Origin of the sequence: Providencia hangzhouensis (assembly GCF_029193595.2) — a bacterium.
Classification (GTDB): domain Bacteria; phylum Pseudomonadota; class Gammaproteobacteria; order Enterobacterales; family Enterobacteriaceae; genus Providencia; species Providencia hangzhouensis.
This window is the reverse complement of record NZ_CP135052.1, coordinates 3,551,379-3,572,893: the sequence shown is the minus strand read 5'-3', so window position 1 is coordinate 3,572,893 and position 21,515 is coordinate 3,551,379. Positions and strand designations below refer to the sequence as shown.

The following is a 21,515-nucleotide window of genomic DNA, read 5'->3' as shown; positions in this document are numbered from 1 at the left end:
ATACGATTAGTCGATGATCGTATGTGGATAAAAGCGTGATAAGTCTTGAGTGATCAGTTCTTTATCTTCACGAATACAGATCCCCGCAGGTTGATCATTCACCAACCAGCTTCCGACTAAGGTGTAGTTACCTTCAAATTGTGGAAGTGGATGGAACTGTTGAATAATCATACCTTCTTCGCCGTATGGGCCGTCTGCGGCTGCAATTTCCTTACCATTTTCGATAATACGGATATTAGCGCCTTCACGAGAAAATAATGGCTTAATAACGTATTTTTCGAGTTCTGGCTGGGTTTTGCCATCCGCAAAATAGGCAGGCAGTAAATTTGGGTGATCTGGGAACATTTCCCATAACATAGGCAATAAGGCTTTGTTAGAAATGATGCTCTTCCATGCAGGTTCTAACCAGCGTACGCCAGCGTCTTGCAATTTAGTCGAGAAAATTTCTCTTAGCATAAATTCCCATGGATATAACTTGAACAGGTTGCTAATCACCTGATCTTGGGTATCCGAAAACTCACCTTTTTCACCTAGGCCAATTTCATCGATATATAAGAATTCAGTGGCAATACCCGCTTCATTTGCACAGTCTTGTAGATATTGAACGGTACCGCGATCTTCTTCAGTGTCACGGCAACAAGACATATGCAACAAGCGAAAACCATACTGATCTTTTAATTGCGTAAAGCGTTCGATCAATTGCTCTTGAATACTATTAAACTGATCGGCATTTTCAGGTAATTTCCCTGCTTCAATTTGATCTTCTAACCAGATCCATTGGAAAAATGCAGACTCGTATAATGAGGTTGGAGTATCCGCGTTATTTTCTAAAAGCTTAGGAGGGTTAATACCATCGTAAGCGAGGTCAAGCCTAGAATATAACGAAGGTTGTTCGCTTTTCCATGAGCTGCGAACAAATTCCCAACAATGCTTAGGGATCTGAAAACGTGCCATTAACTCATCGCTTTCAACAACACGTTCAACCACTTTTAGGCACATTTGATGCAACTGCTCGGTTGCATCTTCTATTTCTTCAATTTGTGCCATAGTAAATTGGTAATACGCATCTTCTGACCAGTAGGGCTCACCATACATAGTATGAAATTCAAAGCCAAACTCAGAAGCTTTTTCGCGCCAGTTTGGGCGCTCTACTATAGGAACTCGTTTCATTACTTATCAACCACCCATCGAACGGGAAGAAGAGGTTGATTTTGCAGAAGAAGATGAACGCTGTGCCATCGCTTGTTTATTTACGGTGTCACCAAAACCGCCACGGGTAACTGTTGAAGTTGTTGGTGGTTTAGGTGCCATGGCTGTTTTTGGTACGCTCATGGAACGGCCACCTGCAACAGCAGGGCCATAGCTTTTACCTGAAGCGTCAACAAACTTACCATTGGCAGGGCTAGCTGGGTTTTTTGAGCTGAATAATGGTTGTGATGCAGCGCTACCGCCCATCATACGGCCCATCATATAACCCATCATTAATGGCATCCACATGCTACCGCCGCTGCTTTGTGCTTGAGCCGTTTGTTCACCATTTGTTGAGCTAGTGCCTGCAATACCTGCTTGAGCCGGAGCTTGAGTACACATAGCTTCACCAAACTCAGCAATACAGTCAGCTTGAGTTTCATATTTAGGTGCAGTTTTAGCGGCTTCTTGTAGCGCATTATTGTAGGCGATAGTGCACTGTTCTGCTTGTGATGGGTTCGCTTGGCTACAGTCTTGTGCGTTTGTGTACAATGAGACGGTTTCATCACTTTCTTCACAAGCGGAAAGCATAAATACGGCACTGACCGCAACAGCCACAGGCGCTAAACGGTATGAACGCCAAGACTTACGGAAGGCGCTCTGATTAATATCTTTGGTACGCTTCATGGTCATGGTAATTACCCTGAATTTAATTAAGTAAGATGTTTTTAGATGTTAGCTCTAGGATAGGGGATAAACGCTGAAAATTAAAGCAGAAATATAGGAGAAATGAGCTGAATTTATCATTTTGATAACTTTTTGCTATTTTTTCCTATTTAGCATGGTATTAGTTAAAGGGAAAAATAATATTTTTATTTTATATCAATGTGTTAACTATTGGTTGTTTTTTGCTCTAGCGCGCAGTAATAAGAGTGAGAATTAACTGAATTTGTGCCAGAGGCTAATGAAAAGGGGTTGTAAGCGGTTCAATTAGTGCAAATTAGCAATTCTAAACGATTTACTTGGCTTCCTTCAAAAAATAACCCGCTATATAAGCGGGCCATTATATCATTTTCAAATAAACTAAGAGTTTTAATTCATTTTTGGCGCGTTGGTATTACGAATAATACTACTTGCAGAGGTTGAAATCTCTTTACCTAAATTCGCATTTAGGCGGGCAATATCGTCTTCGTTCAATGTGCCACGAGCAAATTCGATATTCAGTTGGTTAATCATGTAGTCATAACGTGCATTAGACAGGTTTTGTTTCGCTTGGTATAGCGCAGTTGTTGCTGTCAACACGTCAACAATGGTACGAGTTCCTACTTGATAGCCGGCTTCCATCGCATCTAATGAGCTTTGTGCGGAAACAACGACTTGTTTGTAGGCATTAATGCTACTGATTGACGATGATACGTTATTAAATGATGAACGAACTAACTGAATCACATTGCGGTAAACGCTTTCTAGTTGTTCACTAGCACCTTGGAAACCATATTGTGCTTGTTCAACCTGAGAACTGACTGCGCCACCAGTATACAGTGGAATGCTTAAATTTAAGCCAATGCTATTTTGACCATTATAGCTGTTGGTCGCACCACCACCATATGGAGTATTATAACCGCTGCCGTGTTGGTAACTATTTGTGACTGATGTTGATGCATCTAAGTTAACTGTTGGCATGTGGCCTGTTTCTGCTAAGCGAATATTTTCACGAGAAACATCTTGTGCTAAACGTGCGCTTAATAGGCTGAGGTTACGCTCTTCTGCTTCTTTTAGGATAGCGTTGATATCGCCCAACTCATTGGTTTTAAAGCGGTCGATATTTAAAGAAGCAAGTTGGCTGTAGTACACGCCACTGACTTGACGCAGTTTTTCAATCGCATTTTCTAAATCATTGCGGCCAGCGACTTCTTGTGCAATAACGCTATCATAGTTTGCACGGGCGTTTTGCACGTCGGTAATGGCAACAAGGCCAACGTTAAAGCGTTGTGTAACTTGGTCTAATTGGCGATAAACGGCTTCTTTATTTGCTTCAATATAAGATAACGCGTCAATCGCTTTTAACACATTAAAATACGCAGTTGCAGTATCTAAAATTAATTGCTGTTGACTTGTTTGGTATGTGACATCAGAAATACCCGCGGTTTTTTCTTGGATAGTCAATTGACGCCATTTCGACATATCAAACACAACTTGAGTGAGTTTCAGTGAAGCATTTAAACCTGTGCTTTCAGTATTTCTTGCGTCACGGTAACCACTGCCGTAGCTAGCTCCTGCACCTAAACCTAATTGTGGCAATAATGGGCTGCGAGATTCATTAATTTTTTCAAAAGCTTGATTACGTTCAGCTAATGATTTTCTTAATTCAGGGTTACTTTCTTTGGATTTTTGGTAAACCTGTAGTAAATCTTCTGCATAGCTATTGGTACTGAGACCCACAAAACTCATCGAAATTAAAAGGGGAAGCAGTTTCTTCATTTTGATTCCTTGATTAAACAGCAAATTAAGTTGAGTCTGTTGCCTAAAACGTACCATGCCTAACTAGGCGATAGATATTAAATTATCCGTTTTAGAGACAGTTATTAAAAACAGACACTACGTTGCTCTTTGATTTGAATAATGGCGCTTATTGTAACAGAGTATCACTTCTATTAACGGTAGCCTTTTGTGCCATTTTGTCTCAATTTATTAAACATTACCTCATCTAAGGTTAAAAAACCTTAAAAACTGTTTTAATCCACAATTATTTCCTTAAGATGGAATAATTGGGTTTGGAGAATGAAATGACAAAACAAATAGAGCAGCCAATTAAATACGGCAAAAATGATGTTGAAATTATATCCAAGCGTAAATTATTTAACGGTTTTTTTCAAATGGTTGAATATCAATTTCGTCATCGCCTTTTCGCGGGGGGATGGAGTAAAGAAATTCGCCGTGAAGTTTTTGAACGCGGCCATGCTGGCGTGGTTTTACCCTATGACCCGAAAGCAGATAGTGTTGTTTTAATTGAACAAATTCGGTTGCCAGCGATTGAGACTAGTGAAACACCCTGGTTACTTGAAGCAGTAGCTGGAATGATAGAGCAAAACGAATCACCGGAAGAGGTTATTCGTCGTGAGGCCGTTGAGGAAGCTGGGCTTATTATTGGTCGCACTGAAAAAGCGGTAAGTTATCTTTCTAGCCCTGGCGGTACGACTGAACGTATGCATGTATTTATCGGTGAAGTTGATAGCAGCCAAGCGAAAGGTGTTCATGGGCTAGCGTCAGAAAATGAAGATATTTGCGTACATGTGGTTAGTCGAGAGCAAGCTTTTCAATGGGTTGAAGACGGCACAATTGATAATGCAGCAACAGTGATAGCGATTCAATGGTTACAACTTCACTATCAAAAACTTCATGAAAAGTGGATGAAACTGTGTTAAATAACGATTAATCTGATGAAGTGTGTGCTGATTATCAGAAAGTTAGAAAGTAAAGCTTTAAGATAGTTGTAAGTATGTTGAGCTTTTATATAGTTGTAATGAATAGATTAGGTACTAAATAATATTTAAGAAAAGGAATACTTTTGGACAGCCAGCTTGAAGTGACTGCAAAGAACTCTAAAGTTGTGAGAATTTTACAGGTTACTGATACGCATCTTTTTGCTAATACAGAAAATACGCTTTTAGGGGTAAATACTTACCGTAGCTATCAGGCGGTACTTGATGCTATCTCAGAGGAAAATCTCCCAATCGACTTAATTGTGGCGACAGGGGATTTAGTTCAAGACCAATCACCACAAGCTTATCAGCATTTTGCGGATGGTATTGCGCGTATTCCTGCTCCTTGCGTATGGCTTCCTGGTAATCATGACTATCCACCGGCTATGGTCAAAACACTCAGAATTGCTGGGATTTCAAGCGCTAAACAAGTTTTAATTGGTGATGAGTGGCAAATCTTGATGCTTGATAGCCAACTTCAAGATGTACCTCATGGCGAGCTTTCTGAGCAACAGTTAGAGTGGATGAAAGCCAGCTTAGATGCTGAACCTGAACGTACTACATTGATTATGCTGCATCACCATCCTCTAGCCTCGGGTTGTACTTGGCTTGATCAGCACAGTTTGAGAAATTCACATATTTTAGCTGATTATTTAAAAAGCTACTCAAATGTTAAAGCGATGCTATGTGGCCATATTCACCAAGAAATGGATGAAAACTGGCACGGTATTCGGTTGTTGGCAACGCCTTCTACCTGTGTGCAATTTAAGCCTCACTGTACTAATTTTGCGCTTGATACCGTCGCGCCAGGCTGGCGATATTTAGAATTAAGTATTAATGAACAAGGGCAAAGGCATATTACAACCCGCGTTCATCGCTTAGATACAAGGGAATTTAGCCCTGACCTTGACTCAGACGGTTATTAATTCGCTTATGTCAACTCTACTTTATATTCATGGTTTTAATAGTTCCCCTCAATCAGCTAAAGCCAATAACTTAAAGCAATGGATTGAGGTGAATTATCCACAAGTTAATATGATTGTACCGCAGTTACCGAATTACCCTCAGCAAGCTCAAGCTATGTTGGATGATATTGTCCAACAGCATCAGCATGAGAAAATGGGGTTAGTCGGCTCTTCGCTCGGCGGTTATTTTTCAATTTGGTTTTCAGAGCGTTATCAGCTTCCTGCTGTCGTCGTAAACCCTGCGGTACGTCCTTTTGATTTACTGCAAGATTACTTAGGCGACAATACAAACCCATATACTCATGAACAATATGTGTTGGAAGAAAAGCACATTAATGAGCTAAAATCCTTATACATTGAAAGATTAACATCCCCTCAGCTTATCTGGTTGTTACAACAAATGGGCGATGAAGTACTTGATTATCGAGAGGCTGTTGCCTATCTTTCAAAGTGCAAACAAACTGTGGAACCTGACGGTAATCATGCCTTTATTGGTTTTGACGCTTACTTTTCTCAAATTGTTGATTTCCTACAATTGGCAGAGAAATAGTGTCAAAACGTATGAACACTGTTATTATCAACAGTAACTCACTGATTGAATAGTTCAATTAATCACCTATTACCGCAGAATGACAACATGACTCAATCTAGTTATAACGCAGAGGCCATTGAAGTCCTCAGTGGTTTAGAGCCTGTTCGCCGTCGTCCGGGGATGTATACCGATACCAGTCGACCGAACCATTTGGCTCAAGAAGTAATTGATAATAGCGTCGATGAAGCGCTTGCGGGGCACGCGAGCCATATTGAGGTTATTTTACATGCCGATCAATCCCTTGAAGTAATTGATGATGGGCGCGGTATGCCTGTCGATATTCACCCAGAAATGAAAGTGTCAGCGGTTGAGCTGATCCTGGGGCAATTACATGCGGGGGGGAAATTCTCCAATAAAAACTACCAATTCTCAGGTGGTTTGCATGGTGTCGGGATTTCTGTCGTCAATGCGTTATCAAAACGTATTGAAGTTACTGTTCGTCGTGATAGCCAAGTGTATCAAATTGCCTTTGAAAACGGCGATAAGGTTGAAGATTTACATGTAATAGGGACTTGTGGAAAACGCAACACAGGGACTAGCGTGCATTTTTGGCCAGATGGCAGCTATTTTGATAGTCCAAAATTTTCAGTAACTCGTTTAACTCATAATTTAAAAGCCAAAGCTGTTTTATGCCCTGGCGTGAAAATCACGTTTAAGGATAAGCTCAACGATACAGAGCAAAGTTGGTGCTACAGTGACGGGTTGACCGATTACCTAATGGAGTCAATTGACGGCCTTGAAGCGTTACCCCCAAAGCCATTTACAGGTGAATTTTCAGGGGAAACAGAAGCCGCACAATGGGCGTTGCTCTGGTTGCCTGAAGGTGGTGAATTACTGACGGAAAGCTACGTTAACCTTATCCCAACAGCACTAGGTGGAACCCATGTTAATGGTTTACGCCAAGGGTTGCTCGATGCGATGCGTGAATTTTGCGAATTCCGCAATATATTGCCTCGTGGTGTTAAGCTCTCAGCTGATGATATTTGGGAGCGCTGTACTTATGTGCTTTCCGTTAAAATGCAAGATCCACAATTTGCGGGGCAAACCAAAGAGCGTCTGTCTTCTCGTCAATGCGCTGCGTTTGTTTCGGGCGTGGTAAAAGATGCCTTCAGTTTATGGCTTAACCAAAACGTGCAAGTGGCTGAACAGCTTGCAGAAATGGCAATTTCTAGCGCGCAGCGTCGAATGCGTGCAGCGAAAAAAGTGGTGCGTAAAAAACTCACCAGTGGCCCTGCTTTACCGGGTAAATTAGCCGATTGTAGCTCGCAAGACCTGAGTATGACGGAATTGTTCCTTGTAGAAGGGGACTCCGCAGGGGGCTCTGCAAAACAAGCGCGTGACCGCGAATACCAAGCTATCATGCCGCTACGCGGTAAAATTCTCAATACATGGGAAGTGTCTTCTGATGAGGTTTTAGCTTCCCAAGAGGTACATGATATCTCTGTTGCTATTGGAATAGACCCTGATAGCGAAGACCTTAGTCAATTACGCTATGGGAAAATTTGCATCCTTGCGGATGCGGACTCCGATGGTTTGCACATTGCTACATTGCTATGTGCGTTATTTGTCCGTCATTTCCCAACATTAGTAAAAGCAGGGCATGTCTATATGGCAATGCCGCCGTTATATCGTATCGATTTAGGCAAAGAAACGTTTTACGCCCTTGATGAAAGCGAAAAAAATGCTGTACTTGAACGCCTTAGCCGCAAGCGAGGTAAACCCAATGTTCAGCGATTTAAAGGGCTGGGGGAAATGAACCCACTGCAATTACGTGAAACGACATTAGATCCAAATACTCGTCGTCTTGTACAGCTAATTATCGATGATGAAAACTACCAAGAAACACTTGCGGTCATGGATATGCTTCTTGCGAAAAAACGCTCTGAAGATCGCCGTAATTGGCTGCAAGAAAAAGGCGATATGGCTGAAATTGATGTCTAATATCCGAATTGCGATGAGAAAGGAACGAATTGAATGAGTGAAATTACTCATGATGGCGTAGAGCGCTTACCGCTTCATGCTTTCACTGAAAATGCCTATCTGAACTATTCGATGTACGTCATCATGGATAGGGCATTACCGTTTATTGGCGATGGGCTTAAACCTGTTCAGCGCCGTATTGTGTATGCAATGTCAGAACTTGGCTTAAGCAACACGGCAAAATATAAAAAATCCGCCAGAACTGTGGGTGATGTTCTCGGTAAATATCATCCACACGGTGATAGCGCTTGTTATGAAGCGATGGTCTTGATGGCGCAGCCGTTTTCTTACCGTTATCCGCTGGTGGATGGTCAAGGAAACTGGGGGGCACCAGATGACCCTAAATCATTCGCAGCAATGCGTTATACCGAATCACGACTATCCAAATACGCTGAAGTTTTACTCAGTGAACTTGGTCATGGCACCGTCGATTGGGTACCAAACTTTGATGGTACGCTAAACGAGCCCAAAATGTTGCCTGCACGTTTACCGAATATTTTGTTAAACGGTACAACAGGCATTGCGGTTGGGATGGCGACAGATATTCCACCACATAACGCCCGAGAAGTGGCTCAAGCTTTGGTTGCTTTACTAGATAAACCTACACTAAATCTTGATGACATCATGGCATTTGTGCCGGGACCCGATTTCCCTACGGAAGCAGAAATTATTTCTTCCCGTGATGATATTCGTAAGATTTATCAAAATGGGCGCGGCTCTGTACGCATGCGTGCGGTGTGGGAAAAAGAAGATGGTAATGCTGTTATCACGGCTCTCCCTCATCAAGTTTCTGGGGCGAAAGTTTTAGAACAAATCGCCAGCCAAATGCGCGCGAAAAAATTGCCGATGGTTGAAGATTTACGCGATGAATCTAACCATGAAAACCCAACACGTTTGGTGATAGTTCCACGTAGTAATCGTGTTGACCTTGAACAGGTTATGACGCACTTATTTGCGACAACGGATTTAGAGCGTAGCTACCGCGTTAACCTTAATATGATTGGTTTAGATAACCGACCTGCGGTAAAAGGGCTTGTTGAGATCTTAAATGAGTGGATCGCTTACCGTCGACAAACTGTACGTAATCGCTTAAATCACAGGTTAGAAAAAGTATTAAGACGTTTACATATTTTAGATGGTTTATTGATTGCTTATCTGAATATTGATGAAGTCATTGAAATTATTCGTACAGAAGATGAACCCAAAGCGGTTTTAATGTCACGTTTTAATATCAGTGATACCCAAGCTGAAGCTATTTTAGAGTTAAAATTACGCCATTTAGCCAAGCTCGAAGAAATGAAAATTCGTGGCGAGCAAGATGAATTAGCCAAAGAGCGCGATGATTTACAAGCGATTCTTGGGTCTGAAAGACGTTTAAATACGCTGATTAAAAAAGAGATTCAAGCTGACGCCAAAGATTACGGTGATGACCGTCGCTCCCCATTGCATGAGCGCGAAGAAGCGAAAGCAATGAGCGAACATGAAATTTTACCGTCAGAACCGATTACCGTTGTGCTTTCTGATATGGGGTGGGTGCGAAGTGCTAAAGGGCATGATATCGAGCCGACTAACCTAAATTATAAAGCGGGAGATGGTTTTAAAGGGGCTGCGCGAGGTAAGTCAAATCAGGCGGCGGTATTCCTTGACACAACAGGGCGAAGTTATTCTGTGGATCCGCTTGAATTGCCTTCAGCGCGTAGTCAAGGTGAGCCTCTAACGGGGAAATTAACTCTGCCTCCAGGTGCATCCATTGAACATGTATTGATGGCGCCTGATGAGCAGAAATATTTAATGGCTTCTGATGCAGGTTACGGTTTTATTTGTACCTTCAATGACTTAGTCACTAAAAATAAAACTGGTAAGGCCTTAATTTCTTTGCCTGAAAATGCAAAAGTATTGGCACCAATTGAACTGCATAATGAACAGGAAGATTTGCTGTTGGCAATTACCAAGGCAGGGCGTATGTTAATATTCCCTGTGGCGGATTTACCCCAACTTTCAAAAGGTAAAGGGAATAAAATTATCAATATTGCAGGTGCGCAAGCGGCAACTGGCGATGATTTATTGACTTGGTTGATGATTTTGCCTGTGGGGGCATCAATGACCTTGCATTTCGGTAAGCGGAAGCTGAAGTTTAAAGCAGAAGACTTACAAAAATATCGTTCAGAACGAGGTCGTAAAGGGACGTCGTTACCGCGTGGAATGCACAATATTGAGCGTATTGATATTGAGCCAGTAGAGTCTGAATAATTAACAAAGAACAAACCTTATAAACCTTTTTTAGTATGAACTTCACAAGGTTTATAAGTAGATAATATTCATCATGGAGCTGAAAAGCTTCTTACAATTTGGGGTTAGTATGTTAGCGCTTATTAGAGCGATCATTGTTATTATTTATACGATTGCGGTGTGTGTAGGGGGCGGGATTTACTGTCTATTTAGCCCTCGTAACCCAAAACACGTAATGACATTTGGTCACATGTTCGGGCGGTTATCAGTCGTTTTTGGGATTAACATTATAAATCGTGTACCCGAGAAAGCTAAGAGCTATGGCCCGAGTATTTATATTGGTAATCACCAAAACAATTACGATATGGTGACTATGTCAAATGGGGTATTACCAAGAACGGTAACTGTTGGTAAAAAAAGCTTGGTTTATATACCTTTTTTTGGCTTTTTATATTGGATAACGGGTAATATTTTAATTGACCGCGCTAATCGCTCTAAAGCCCATAACACAATCACGCAAGTTGCTGACCAGATTAAAAAACGTAAAATTTCTGTGTGGATGTTTCCTGAAGGTACTCGCAGCCGTGGTCGTGGTTTACTGCCATTTAAAACGGGGGCATTTCATGCAGCGATTGCAGCAGGGGTACCGATTGTGCCTGTTTGCGTTTCTAGTACACAAGGTAAAATTAAGTTAAACCGTTGGAATAACGGTACTGTCATTATTGAAATGCTAGACCCTATCGATACATCGCTTTATAGCCGAGAGCAAGTGAGGGAATTATCTGAGCATTGCCATGCTTTAATGAAAGCCAAAATAAAAGAACTCGATCTCGAAGTCGAAGAAATGGCAAAACAAGGCAAATAACCTAATTCATTGAATTTATTTAAAAATGGGCAATATTTGTATATTGCCCATTCTTTTAGGTGGAATACAGCATAAATTGACTTTATTGTTTCCTACCTGTCTTATTTCCTTTTTTAATTACTTACCATTACTATTTATAATCTTATTAATTATATTTTTACACATTTGCTAGATATTTTTAGAATTTAGCCTTTTTTCGCGATATCATGGCTTACAAATTATTGCGACCTTAAATTGTTGTATCTAAGTTGTTATATTGCTGGGTCCAATCATAAATTAGCCATTTTATAGGCTGAAAATCTACAATACTAAATAATAAAATGCGCTGGAATTTTTGTTTAGCGGAGAATTTATGTCATTCAATCGATGCCAAGCCCTGATAGCGGCGGGGGTGGCTCTATGTTTGTCCTATGTGCCAATTTATGCAAATGCAGAGGGGGCGACAGCTTTACCTGTGCCACCATTATTAGAATCACGGTCTGGACAGCCATTATTTTTAACATTACAAAAAATTCATTGGTCTTATGATGGAAAATATTCAGCCGATATTTGGGGAGTAAATGGTTCTTCCCCTGGGCCGACAGTCAAAGTAAAAAATGGCGATGACATTAAGCTTATTTATAGTAATCGCTTACCTGAAGCCGTTTCGATGACAATCAGCGGGTTGCAAATACCAGGAACACAAATTGGTGGAGCGGCAAGGTTAATTTCACCTAATGCGGACTGGTCTCCAGTGATCCCGATACGTCAAAATGCAGCAACGCTTTGGTATCATGCAAATACTCAAGGGAAAATGGGCGAGCAAGTCTACAATGGTTTATTGGGGATGTGGATCATCGAAGATGATGTGACGAAAAACCTGCGTTTACCTAAACACTATGGTGTTGATGATTTTCCTGTCATTATTCAAGATAAGCGTTTAGATAATTTTGGCGTCCCTGAATACAAAGCCGATGAAAACGGGTTTTTAGGCGATTCATTACTGGTTAATGGCGTACAAAATCCATACATTGAAGTTTCTCGAGGGTGGGTACGTCTACGATTATTAAATGCGTCGAACTCCCGTTATTATGTAATGAAAATCAGTGATGGTCGTCCATTTTCATTGATTGCATCTGATCAAGGGTTATTAACTGTACCTGTTAGTGTTCAGGAACTCCCATTAGCACCGGGGGAACGGCGTGAAGTCTTGATTGATATGGCGAAAACGCAAGAGTTAACCATTACTGCGGGCGAGTCGGCTACCTTTATGGACCGTTTAAAAGGGCTATTTGAACCATCGAATAGCTTAATTTCAACCAATGTATTAACTATCAAGGCAACTGGATTAATGTCATTGGTAACGGATGGTTTACCGGCACAATTAGTTGAAGATAAAACGCAAGTCACATCCAGTATTACACAACGTAATATTCACCTTAATGATGGTTTTGGTATTAATAATGCGACTATTGATACAAACAGGGTTGATTTCTCAAGCCGCCAAGGCAATTGGGAACGTTGGGTTGTGACGACGAATGAACCGCAAGCATTTCACATTGAAGGTGTGCGCTTTAAGGTCTTAAACCGTAATGGTAAACCAACACCGCCAGAAGATTATGGCTGGAAAGATACTGTGTGGGTTGATAGCCGAGTTGAATTATTAGTTCAAATGATGCAACCGTCCTATAACCATTTCCCGTTCTTATTTTATAGCCACAATTTAGAGAAGGCGGATTTAGGGTCTGTAGGGCAGTTGGTTGTTGCACCGCAAGACACCATGCAATAATTCGTATTACAACAATATTGAATATCCAATAAGCAGGCATTTAGCCTGCTTTAGGTTGTTGACAAAGCTAGCTTAGCGCCACTCGAATACCAAAGGCGATTAATACAACGCCGAGAACCTTATCAACGTATTTTTGCACCTTTGCCAGGCCTTTTCTTACAGGGGCACTTTGGATTAAAAATACTAAAATAGGCCAGTAGATGACGGCTAAACCCCAAATAATAAAGGCAAACCACAGCTTTTCGCCAACAGTGGAATTAATATCTAGCACTTGGGTAAAAACCGCTAAAAAGAACAGCGTGGCTTTTGGGTTTAATACATTACAGAGAAAACCTTGCATAAAGGCTTTTTTGAATGAAACAATTTCGTGTTTACTGGTTGTTAGATCAACGCTATGGCCGGATTGCGGAAGTAAGCTTTTGACACCGATCCAAATTAAATAGGCTGCACCCGCGTATTTTAAGATATTAAACAGCCAAGGCGTAGTTGTAATCAAGACAGCGAGGCCTGCAACACAGTAAGACATATGCAAAGCGATAGCGACTATCACACCACATGCAGACATTAATGCGGCAGAGCGTTGATAGCGTGCTGAATTTTTAACAATCAAAAAGAAATCTGGCCCTGGAGAAAGCATACCGAGTGCAGCGATGGTCGCAACCATAATACTCGTTTCGTACATGTTATAATCTCTTTTCCCGTTCAATGTTGGTAAATAAAAATGACCTGCTAATGACACTCACATTTAGACTGGTCTTAGAGGGTTCATTTTGTTTTTAAATGTTATTTTTAGTCATAAGTTTATCAATTCGAGTATAAGTGATTCAAACCTGTTTAAGGAAGTTTAAATTTAGTCGACGAAGCAATTCTCTTTCCGTATAGTGTGCTCAATTTTTATATCTTGTTTCTAAGGTGAGTAGATGAATATTAGCTTAATCGCAGCAATGGCGATCGATCAGGTTATCGGCATGGAAAAAGCGATGCCTTGGAATTTGCCGGGGGATCTAGCGTGGTTCAAACGAAATACGTTAAACAAACCGGTTATCATGGGCCGTGTTACCTATGAATCAATTGGGCGCCCATTGCCACAACGTGTGAATATTGTATTAAGTAGTGCTCCTGGTACTGATTCTGATGTTATTTGGGTAACGTCAATTGAAGAAGCATTGGCTGCAGCGCAAGCAATTGAAAATGTTGAAGAGGTGATGGTAATTGGCGGTGGTAAAGTTTATCAACAATTTTTACCGCTAGCGAATAAATTATATTTGACTCACGTTGATGCTGAAGTTATCGGAGATACTCATTTTCCGGCTTATGAGCCTGATGAATGGGATTCTATTTTTACCGAATACCATGAAGCTGACGAAAACAATACCCATGGTTATTGTTTTGAGATCTTAACTAAAAGAGACTAATTTTTAGTTAGAATGCAAAAATGGCGCTTAATTGCGCCATTTTGCTATAACTTGCAATTAACTAGGCAAAAAATTACTCTTTACGGCTTTTTTGATATGACTTTTGCTGGTGGTACTGCTTAGTTTCCCAATGGAATAGCGTTAATTCCCCTCCCCAGCAGCAACCCGTATCTAAAGCATAAACGTTATCAGGAGTGCATTTCCCTTCAAGGGATGCCCAGTGACCAAAAAACACTGAGTAATCCTCAGGAATTTTACTGGGTAGATCGAACCAGGGTTTTAGCGGAGCGGGCGCTTTTTTAGGGTTTTCCTTGCAAATCATATCTAGCTGTCCGTTTGGAAAACAGTAGCGCAGGCGTGTTAAGGCATTGGTACTAAAACGCAAACGAGCTAGCCCCATTAAGCTTTCAGACCAGTTATTTGGCATGTCACCATACATGGAGTCGATGAATAATGGATATGCATCACTAGACAGCACGGCTTCAACTTCCCTTGCACACATTCGTGCTGTTTCGATATCCCATTGTGGTGTTATACCTGCATGAGTCATCAAGATCTTTTTTTCTTCATCAATTTGTAATAAAGGTTGGCGACGTAACCAATTGATCAGTTCGTCAAGATCAGGTGCATGTAATAACTCATCGAGGTGATCTTTCGGCTTGTTACGACTAATTTTACAGTAAATTCCTAACAGATGGAGATCGTGGTTGCCAAGCACTAAACGTGCGGCAGAACCAAGGCTTTTTACATAGCGTAAAACTTGCAGTGATTCAGTTCCGCGGGCAATGAGATCGCCTGTTAACCACAGTGTGTCTTTGGTTGGATCAAAATGGACGCTTTCCATCAAGTCACGGAGCTCACGATAACAACCGTGAATATCACCTACTAAATATGTCGACATAATTAATTAATCAGTGTTGGGATAGCAAGACGAAAAGCAGGGATATCAACGTGGAAACTGTCCCCTTGTGTGCTTATCATCACATAATAACCTTCCATTGTACCCATTGGTGTTTCAAGGATTGCGCCACTGGTATAACGGTATTCTTTTCCTGGTGGGATAAGCGGTTGTTCACCAACCACGCCTTCACCTTGAACTTCGGTCTTATGGCCATCACTGTTAGTAATGAGCCAATAACGGCTCATTAATTGAATAGGCTCTCGTCCTAAATTACGAATGCAGATAGTGTAAGCAAACACATATCTCGCAATATCGGGTTGAGATTGGCTTTCTATATAGACACTCTGAACTTGGATGCTTACATTCGGCTCATTAAGCATAGTGCCTCCTTCAACAGACTATTCTGAACGGTTAGAGAGATAGTTTGCCATTTTACAATATTGTTCAACAGAAATATTTTCTGCTCGGGTGCTTAAATCAATACCCAGTTCTGTTAACTCTTCAACGCTGAATAAATCCCCTAAACTATTACGAATCGTTTTACGGCGTTGGTTGAAAGCTTGTGTGGTAATACGGCTTAAAAATTTAATATCTTTTACCGGATACGGGTTTTCACGATGAGGAATCAACCTAACAATGGCTGAATCTACTTTTGGCGCTGGTGTAAATGCGGTTGGTGGTACTTCCAACACAGGCACCACGTTGCAATAATATTGCGCCATAACACTCAAGCGCCCAAAGGCTTTGCTACCTGGTCCTGCAACCAGACGATTCACCACTTCTTTTTGTAACATGAAATTCATGTCAGAAATAGAATTGGTGAATGTGAATAAGTGAAACATTAACGGTGTGGAGATGTTGTAAGGCAAGTTACCAAAAACGCGCAGGGGCTGGCCCGCTTGTTTGGCTAATTCACCAAAATCTACTGTCATTGCATCTTGCTGAATGATAGTCAATTTATCTTTTAGTTGAGGATGAACGTGTAAACGTGCAGCAAGGTCACGGTCAAGTTCAACTACGGTCATTTTATCGATTCGGCTACCGACAGGTTCGGTTAAGGCACCTAAGCCGGGACCAATTTCTACAATGGACTGACCTGGCAGCGGGTTCATGGCATCCACGATGCTGTCGATAATAAATTGGTCAGTTAAAAAGTTCTGCCCGAAACGTTTGCGGGCAAAGTGCCCCTGATGGACTCGATTATTCATGTATTCTTAGATGTCATTTGGATAGCTAACTTTAATGCGGTGATAAAACTTCCCGCATCAGCATGACCCGTCCCCGCGAGCTCAAGGGCTGTCCCATGGTCGACAGAGGTACGGATAAAAGGCAGGCCGAGAGTGATATTTACTGCTCTGCCAAAACCTTGGTATTTTAACACAGGAAGGCCCTGATCGTGATACATTGCTAACACTGCGTCTGCATGGTCTAAATACTTAGCTTGAAATAGGGTATCTGCAGGCAATGGCCCAATCAAATTAATCCCTTTTGTACGTAGGCTTTCAAGTGCAGGCTCTATAGTATCAATTTCTTCGGTACCCATATGGCCGCCTTCTCCTGCATGTGGATTTAAACCACAAACATAGATGGCCGGTTTTTCAATACCAAATTTGGTTTGTAAATCATGGTGTAAAATGGTGATGACTTCATGAAGGCTTTGTTGGGTAATAGCGGCCGACACGTCCTTGAGTGGCAGATGCGTTGTGGCTAATGCAACACGCAGTTCTTCGGTAGCTAGCATCATAACAACGCGTTCACAGCCACTTCGTTGTGCAAAGAATTCCGTGTGACCACTAAATGACATGCCTGCATCATTAATAATCCCTTTATGTACGGGACCTGTTACAAGCGCTGAAAATTCGCCATTTAAACAGCCGTCACATGCTTTTGCTAAGCTCTCCACAACATATTGGCCATTATCAACATTAAGTACACCTGCCTTTGCAGGCGTTACTAAATGAACAGGTAGAACGGATAAGTGACCTGCAGGCTGTTCTTCATTAATTGAATTGGGGGAATATTCAGTTAATGTCAGAGGCAAATTTAGCGCTTTGGCACGCTGGCGTAATAAATCAGGATCGGCACAAGCAACCAACTCAACAGGCCATTGCTGTTGAGCTAGCTGAATAAGTAGGTCTGGACCAACCCCGGCTGGCTCGCCGGGGGTGATAACAACAGGCTTAATTTGTTTTTTCATCTGTAGATTGGCTGTCACGACCATCAACTATTTTCACGTAAGCAGAAGCGCGTTGTTCTTGCATCCAGCTTTGTGCTTCTTCGTTAAATTTACGATTAAACAGTAAACGGTAAGCTTGATCTTTTTGCGCCGCGTCTGTTTTATCAACGTTGCGTGTGTCTTCTAATTGAATTAGGTGCCATCCAAAGTTTGATTGAACAGGTTGGCTTAATTCGCCTTTATTCAGTCTCATTAGCGCATCGCGGAAAGCTGGGTCATAGATATCAGGCATATTCCAACCTAATTCACCGCCTTTTAACGCACTACCTGGGTCTTCAGAGTTTTCTTTTGCTGCATCTTCAAATGAGATTTTGCCTGAACGAATTTCCTGAGCAATTTTGGTTAATTTTTGTCTTGCCTGTGCATCATCCATAATTGGTGATGACTTAATCAAGATGTGGCGTGCTTTCACTTCTGTGACAGAAATAGGTTGGCTGCCACCACTGACATCGTTAACACGTAAAATATGGTAGCCGACACCAGAGCGAATAGGGCCGACAACATCACCTTTTTTCGCATTTTTCAGTTGTTCAGCAAACACAACGGGTAATTCTTGCAGGCGTGACCAACCCATATTACCGCCTTTCAGTGCTTGAGGATCTGCTGAATAAGCGATAGCTAACTTACCGAAATCTCCGCCTTTTTTCAGTTCAGCTAAAATTTTATCCACTAATGCTTCAGCGGTTTTTAGTTGTTCCTGTGTTGGGTTTTCTGCTAACGGAATCAAGATATGGCTTAAATTAACGCCCATCTCATAATTTGCTTGTGAGCTCATTTGTTCAGCAAGAGAATCAACCTCTTGAGGTAAAATAGTCACTCGACGGCGAACTTCATTGTTACGCACTTCAGCAATCAGCATCTCTTTACGAATTTCGCTACGATACTGATTCATATTGATGCCATCAGCGGTTAAACGTTGTTGCATTTGCTGTAGTGTTAAACCGTTTTGACGAGCGATATCAGTAATAGTTGCATCCACGGCTTCATCTGGAATATTGATTTGCATTTGGCTAGCCATTTGCAAAATGATGTTATCCATAACGAGACGCTCAAGGATCTGATGACGCAGAGTTTGATCATCAGGCACCTGTTGACGTGCGTTCTGAGCATTCAGTTTTACTGTGTTGATCATATTCTGGACGTCACTTTCCAGCACAACACCGTTATTGACGACCGCAGCCACTTTATCCATTTGCTGAGGCGCAGCCAAAGCAGTGGAGCTTGCGAACATCAGTCCCAGAATAAGCGTTCTCCAATTCTTCATAATGGTCCTATAAATATTGACTTTGATTCCGCAAAAGCGGGCTAATCTCTTTTTACTCGTCATACTTCAAGTTGCAGTGTTGTTGACTGCGCTCATTCGCACTAGTCACATACTTGTGTATGCTCCTAGCGACTCAATCACTTGTCGCCTAACTGCCCCTGAGTTATTGACAGTAACTCTATGTTATTTTTATCAGAAAGCACGTTGATAAGGCATAATGCCACTTTCTAACATCTTCTGACTACCTAAACTATGATTGTTATTTAGGCCTCTAAGTTCCACATTGATTGACCATTTATTATCATATTCACTGCTGAACTTCTCTTTTTGCCAACCAACTATCTTACGTTCATAGCCAAGATTGACCGCCCAGCAGCAAGTATTGTATTGCAAACCAACAAGTTGGCTCGCAGGTTGCTGTTGTTTGGTATCATAATAATATGAGCCCACAAAACCCCAGCGCTCGCTTAATGGCCAACTAACTACAGTACCCACCTGTGAAATACCACGTTGGTATTCAGGCAGTGTATAGGTATAGCCGCCATTCGCAGTATCTTCACGACGGAAGGTTGCTTGAATATAATCGCGGTCAACGAAACGGTAGTTCAACTGAACTAAACGATCGGCATCTAAACGGTATTCTGCAACCGCATTCCCCATGGTGACATTACCGAGGCGGCGGTCATATTGTAAACCACCACGCAAGCCCCAATTATCATCAATTCGCCACATAGAGTCAGTGGCCCACAATAATGAGCCAGTGTTACTTTTATCATCAATTGGGCGATTTGAATCACCCGCACGTGGGCGTTCGAAATAATAAATTTGACCTACTGAGAAATTAAACCGCTCAGCTAAAGCATCATCATACACGCGGGTTGTAACACCTGTGGTGAACTGGTTTGCAGAGGCGATACGGTCAAGGCCACTGTAAATTCGGTCACGGAATAAACCACTATAGTCTGACTGCAACAATGAAGAGTCAAAGTTATTGATATTATCTTGATCTTTATACGGAATATATAAATATTGGACACGTGGTTCTAATGTTTGAACGAAATCACTACCTTGGAAAAGGTCTCGTTCGAAGACAACTTTTGCATCGCTTTTAAACATTGGTAGAACACGTGTCACATTTTTTTCTAAGCTTTTATCTGTATTCGAGCGTGGGATATCTTGGTCGTAATGAGTCGCATACAATTTGATGCTGTTATTCATATTCGCCCAGCCATTAGATAATGGCAGGTTTACTTCTGGCTCGATGTGTAAGCGCGTTGCATCAGGGTTATTTTTCCCCACACTCGTAAAACGCGCGGCTTGTGCGTAAGTATGCACATCAAAGGCACCTAAATTATTTTTATAATAATTGAAGTCCACTTGTGGCTCTGCTTTATAAGCTCGTTTGTTGGGGTTATCAGCAAAAATTTGGAATTGTTTGTGAGTAACTTTTGTATTCCAATTTGTATCTGAATAACCTGCACTGAATTTTTGAGTGGCATAGCCATCAGTGGTGTTGCCATACTGGGAACTAAAGTCTGTAAAATAGCTAGGGTCGCTCACTTTGGTATAGTCAGAGCTGAAGTTCCAGTGTTCCGCGTAAGTCCCAGAATGGCGCCAATAGAATAACCAACGGTCATCACTATCACGGTCTTCACGCTTACCACGTTCTTTGTCCTTGATATAAGCTCGGTCATGATTTAGAAAATCAAAGGCCACGGTGCCTGTACCGGGAGCAATGAGGTAACGGAATTCATTGTTTAATTTTACACCACGGTGGGTCATAAACTGTGGGGTAATCGTGGCATCGTAGTTTGGCGCAATATTCCAATAATAAGGTAATGAGAACTCTAGCCCATCGTTACTTGAATAGCTTCCCGTCGGAATTAAAAAACCGGAACGGCGTTTATTACCAATCGGCAATTGCATATATGGGCTATAGAAAATAGGCACGTCACCCACTTTAAAACGTGCATGCCAAATTTCAGCCACTTCTTCTTCGCGGTCGATAATCACTTCAGAGCCCGCAACGCTCCAGCTATTATTGCCGGGCAAACAGGTCGTGAATGTGCCGTTTTCCATAATAGAGTAACGGTTTTCACCACGCATTTTCATTTTCGTCGCGTCACCACGTCCCTGACGGCCTACCATCATGTAGTTACCATCATTCACATCAGTGTTTTTATTATCTAAGTTAGACCACGCAGAAGGGCCTTTTAAGATAATTTGTGGGTCATCGTAGTGAACATTACCGGTGGCGGTTACTTCACGGACAGGCAGCTCACCCGCAGTTTCTGTTTGCGTGAGTTTAACCTTATCAGCGGTTAATGTTTGGTTCCCTTGTTGAATATCGACATTACCTTCATATTCAACAAAATTCGGGTATTCACCACGGACATCTTCAGCGGTAATGTGAATCGGCAGGTCGTTAGGGTCACCTTTTACAATCGGTTTTGTGTAAACAGGGACACCCAGCATACACTGCTGTGCAAGGTCAGCATGCGCTTGCTGACTATAAATTGCCGCCCATACCATGGTGGCGAGTAGTGTTGGATAGCTTTTTTTCATCATTAAATATGGGGTTCCGTCATCATTGGCATCGCCAGCAAACGCTCAAAGACTAACTTAGCCAA

The 21,515-nt window shown here is 41.7% G+C and carries 18 protein-coding genes; 8 read left to right on the top strand and 10 right to left on the bottom strand.

What is annotated here, in order from left to right; genetic code table 11:
* Positions 1-6 precede the first annotated feature (6 nt).
* From PZ638_RS16225 to tolC, 3 genes are all read right to left on the bottom strand, one after another.
* Positions 7-1,170 (bottom strand): glutathionylspermidine synthase family protein, encoded by a 1,164-nt coding sequence (locus PZ638_RS16225; RefSeq protein ID WP_004908587.1) that lies wholly within the window; start codon positions 1,168-1,170, stop codon positions 7-9.
* Between the two features lie 6 nt (positions 1,171-1,176).
* Entirely contained in the window at positions 1,177-1,881 is a 705-nt protein-coding gene (locus PZ638_RS16220; protein ID WP_004257725.1) for a DUF1190 family protein, read from the bottom strand.
* 399 nt (positions 1,882-2,280) lie between these two features.
* Positions 2,281-3,669 (bottom strand): outer membrane channel protein TolC, encoded by a 1,389-nt coding sequence (gene tolC / locus PZ638_RS16215; RefSeq protein ID WP_036958003.1) that lies wholly within the window; start codon positions 3,667-3,669, stop codon positions 2,281-2,283.
* 305 nt (positions 3,670-3,974) lie between these two features.
* Between tolC and nudF the strand changes: the two genes are divergently transcribed.
* From nudF to ftsP, 7 genes are all read left to right on the top strand, one after another.
* On the top strand, positions 3,975-4,613 hold the full coding sequence (gene nudF, locus PZ638_RS16210; protein ID WP_004257715.1) for an ADP-ribose diphosphatase: 639 nt from the start codon (positions 3,975-3,977) through the stop codon (positions 4,611-4,613).
* Between the two features lie 143 nt (positions 4,614-4,756).
* Positions 4,757-5,596, top strand: coding sequence for a 3',5'-cyclic-AMP phosphodiesterase (gene cpdA / locus PZ638_RS16205; protein WP_004257710.1), 840 nt, complete (start codon positions 4,757-4,759; stop codon positions 5,594-5,596).
* A 7-nt stretch (positions 5,597-5,603) separates the two neighbouring features.
* The gene (gene yqiA / locus PZ638_RS16200; RefSeq protein ID WP_096864098.1) at positions 5,604-6,185 is read left to right on the top strand and encodes an esterase YqiA; all 582 of its coding nucleotides are present in this window, start codon (positions 5,604-5,606) and stop codon (positions 6,183-6,185) included.
* Positions 6,186-6,272: 87 nt separating this feature from the next.
* Positions 6,273-8,168 carry a DNA topoisomerase IV subunit B gene (parE, locus tag PZ638_RS16195; RefSeq protein ID WP_094961099.1) on the top strand — a complete coding sequence of 632 codons (1,896 nt, stop codon included), beginning with the start codon at positions 6,273-6,275 and terminating at the stop codon, positions 8,166-8,168.
* A 33-nt stretch (positions 8,169-8,201) separates the two neighbouring features.
* On the top strand, positions 8,202-10,457 hold the full coding sequence (gene parC / locus PZ638_RS16190) for a DNA topoisomerase IV subunit A (RefSeq protein ID WP_206277515.1): 2,256 nt from the start codon (positions 8,202-8,204) through the stop codon (positions 10,455-10,457).
* A gap of 109 nt (positions 10,458-10,566) precedes the next feature.
* The gene (locus tag PZ638_RS16185) at positions 10,567-11,301 is read left to right on the top strand and encodes a 1-acylglycerol-3-phosphate O-acyltransferase (protein WP_136134329.1); all 735 of its coding nucleotides are present in this window, start codon (positions 10,567-10,569) and stop codon (positions 11,299-11,301) included.
* A gap of 352 nt (positions 11,302-11,653) precedes the next feature.
* Complete coding sequence (gene ftsP / locus PZ638_RS16180) at positions 11,654-13,069, top strand: cell division protein FtsP (RefSeq protein WP_004257690.1); 1,416 nt, start codon at positions 11,654-11,656, stop codon at positions 13,067-13,069.
* Between the two features lie 67 nt (positions 13,070-13,136).
* Here ftsP and PZ638_RS16175 read toward each other — a convergent pair whose 3' ends face one another.
* The gene (locus tag PZ638_RS16175; RefSeq protein WP_004257687.1) at positions 13,137-13,751 is read right to left on the bottom strand and encodes a LysE family transporter; all 615 of its coding nucleotides are present in this window, start codon (positions 13,749-13,751) and stop codon (positions 13,137-13,139) included.
* 238 nt (positions 13,752-13,989) lie between these two features.
* Between PZ638_RS16175 and folA the strand changes: the two genes are divergently transcribed.
* Positions 13,990-14,484, top strand: coding sequence for a type 3 dihydrofolate reductase (gene folA / locus PZ638_RS16170; RefSeq protein WP_004257684.1), 495 nt, complete (start codon positions 13,990-13,992; stop codon positions 14,482-14,484).
* Between the two features lie 73 nt (positions 14,485-14,557).
* On the opposite strand, the gene apaH is transcribed toward folA, so the two are convergent.
* The 6 genes from apaH to lptD all read right to left on the bottom strand — a co-directional run bounded on the left by apaH (position 14,558) and on the right by lptD (position 21,453).
* Positions 14,558-15,385 carry a bis(5'-nucleosyl)-tetraphosphatase (symmetrical) ApaH gene (apaH, locus tag PZ638_RS16165; protein WP_036958002.1) on the bottom strand — a complete coding sequence of 276 codons (828 nt, stop codon included), beginning with the start codon at positions 15,383-15,385 and terminating at the stop codon, positions 14,558-14,560.
* Positions 15,386-15,387: 2 nt separating this feature from the next.
* Positions 15,388-15,765, bottom strand: a complete 378-nt coding sequence (apaG, locus tag PZ638_RS16160) for a Co2+/Mg2+ efflux protein ApaG (RefSeq protein ID WP_004257676.1) — start codon at positions 15,763-15,765, stop codon at positions 15,388-15,390.
* Between the two features lie 18 nt (positions 15,766-15,783).
* Entirely contained in the window at positions 15,784-16,593 is an 810-nt protein-coding gene (rsmA, locus tag PZ638_RS16155) for a 16S rRNA (adenine(1518)-N(6)/adenine(1519)-N(6))-dimethyltransferase RsmA (RefSeq protein WP_004257672.1), read from the bottom strand.
* Complete coding sequence (pdxA, locus tag PZ638_RS16150) at positions 16,590-17,582, bottom strand: 4-hydroxythreonine-4-phosphate dehydrogenase PdxA (protein ID WP_144139821.1); 993 nt, start codon at positions 17,580-17,582, stop codon at positions 16,590-16,592. The genes rsmA and pdxA overlap by 4 nt, the downstream gene beginning before the upstream one ends.
* Positions 17,566-18,885, bottom strand: coding sequence for a peptidylprolyl isomerase SurA (surA, locus tag PZ638_RS16145; RefSeq protein ID WP_036958000.1), 1,320 nt, complete (start codon positions 18,883-18,885; stop codon positions 17,566-17,568). Before surA ends, pdxA begins: the two co-directional genes overlap by 17 nt.
* 192 nt (positions 18,886-19,077) lie before the next feature.
* Positions 19,078-21,453: an LPS assembly protein LptD gene (lptD, locus tag PZ638_RS16140; protein WP_094961105.1), complete on the bottom strand. Its 2,376-nt coding sequence runs from the start codon at positions 21,451-21,453 to the stop codon at positions 19,078-19,080.
* Positions 21,454-21,515: the final 62 nt, after the last annotated feature.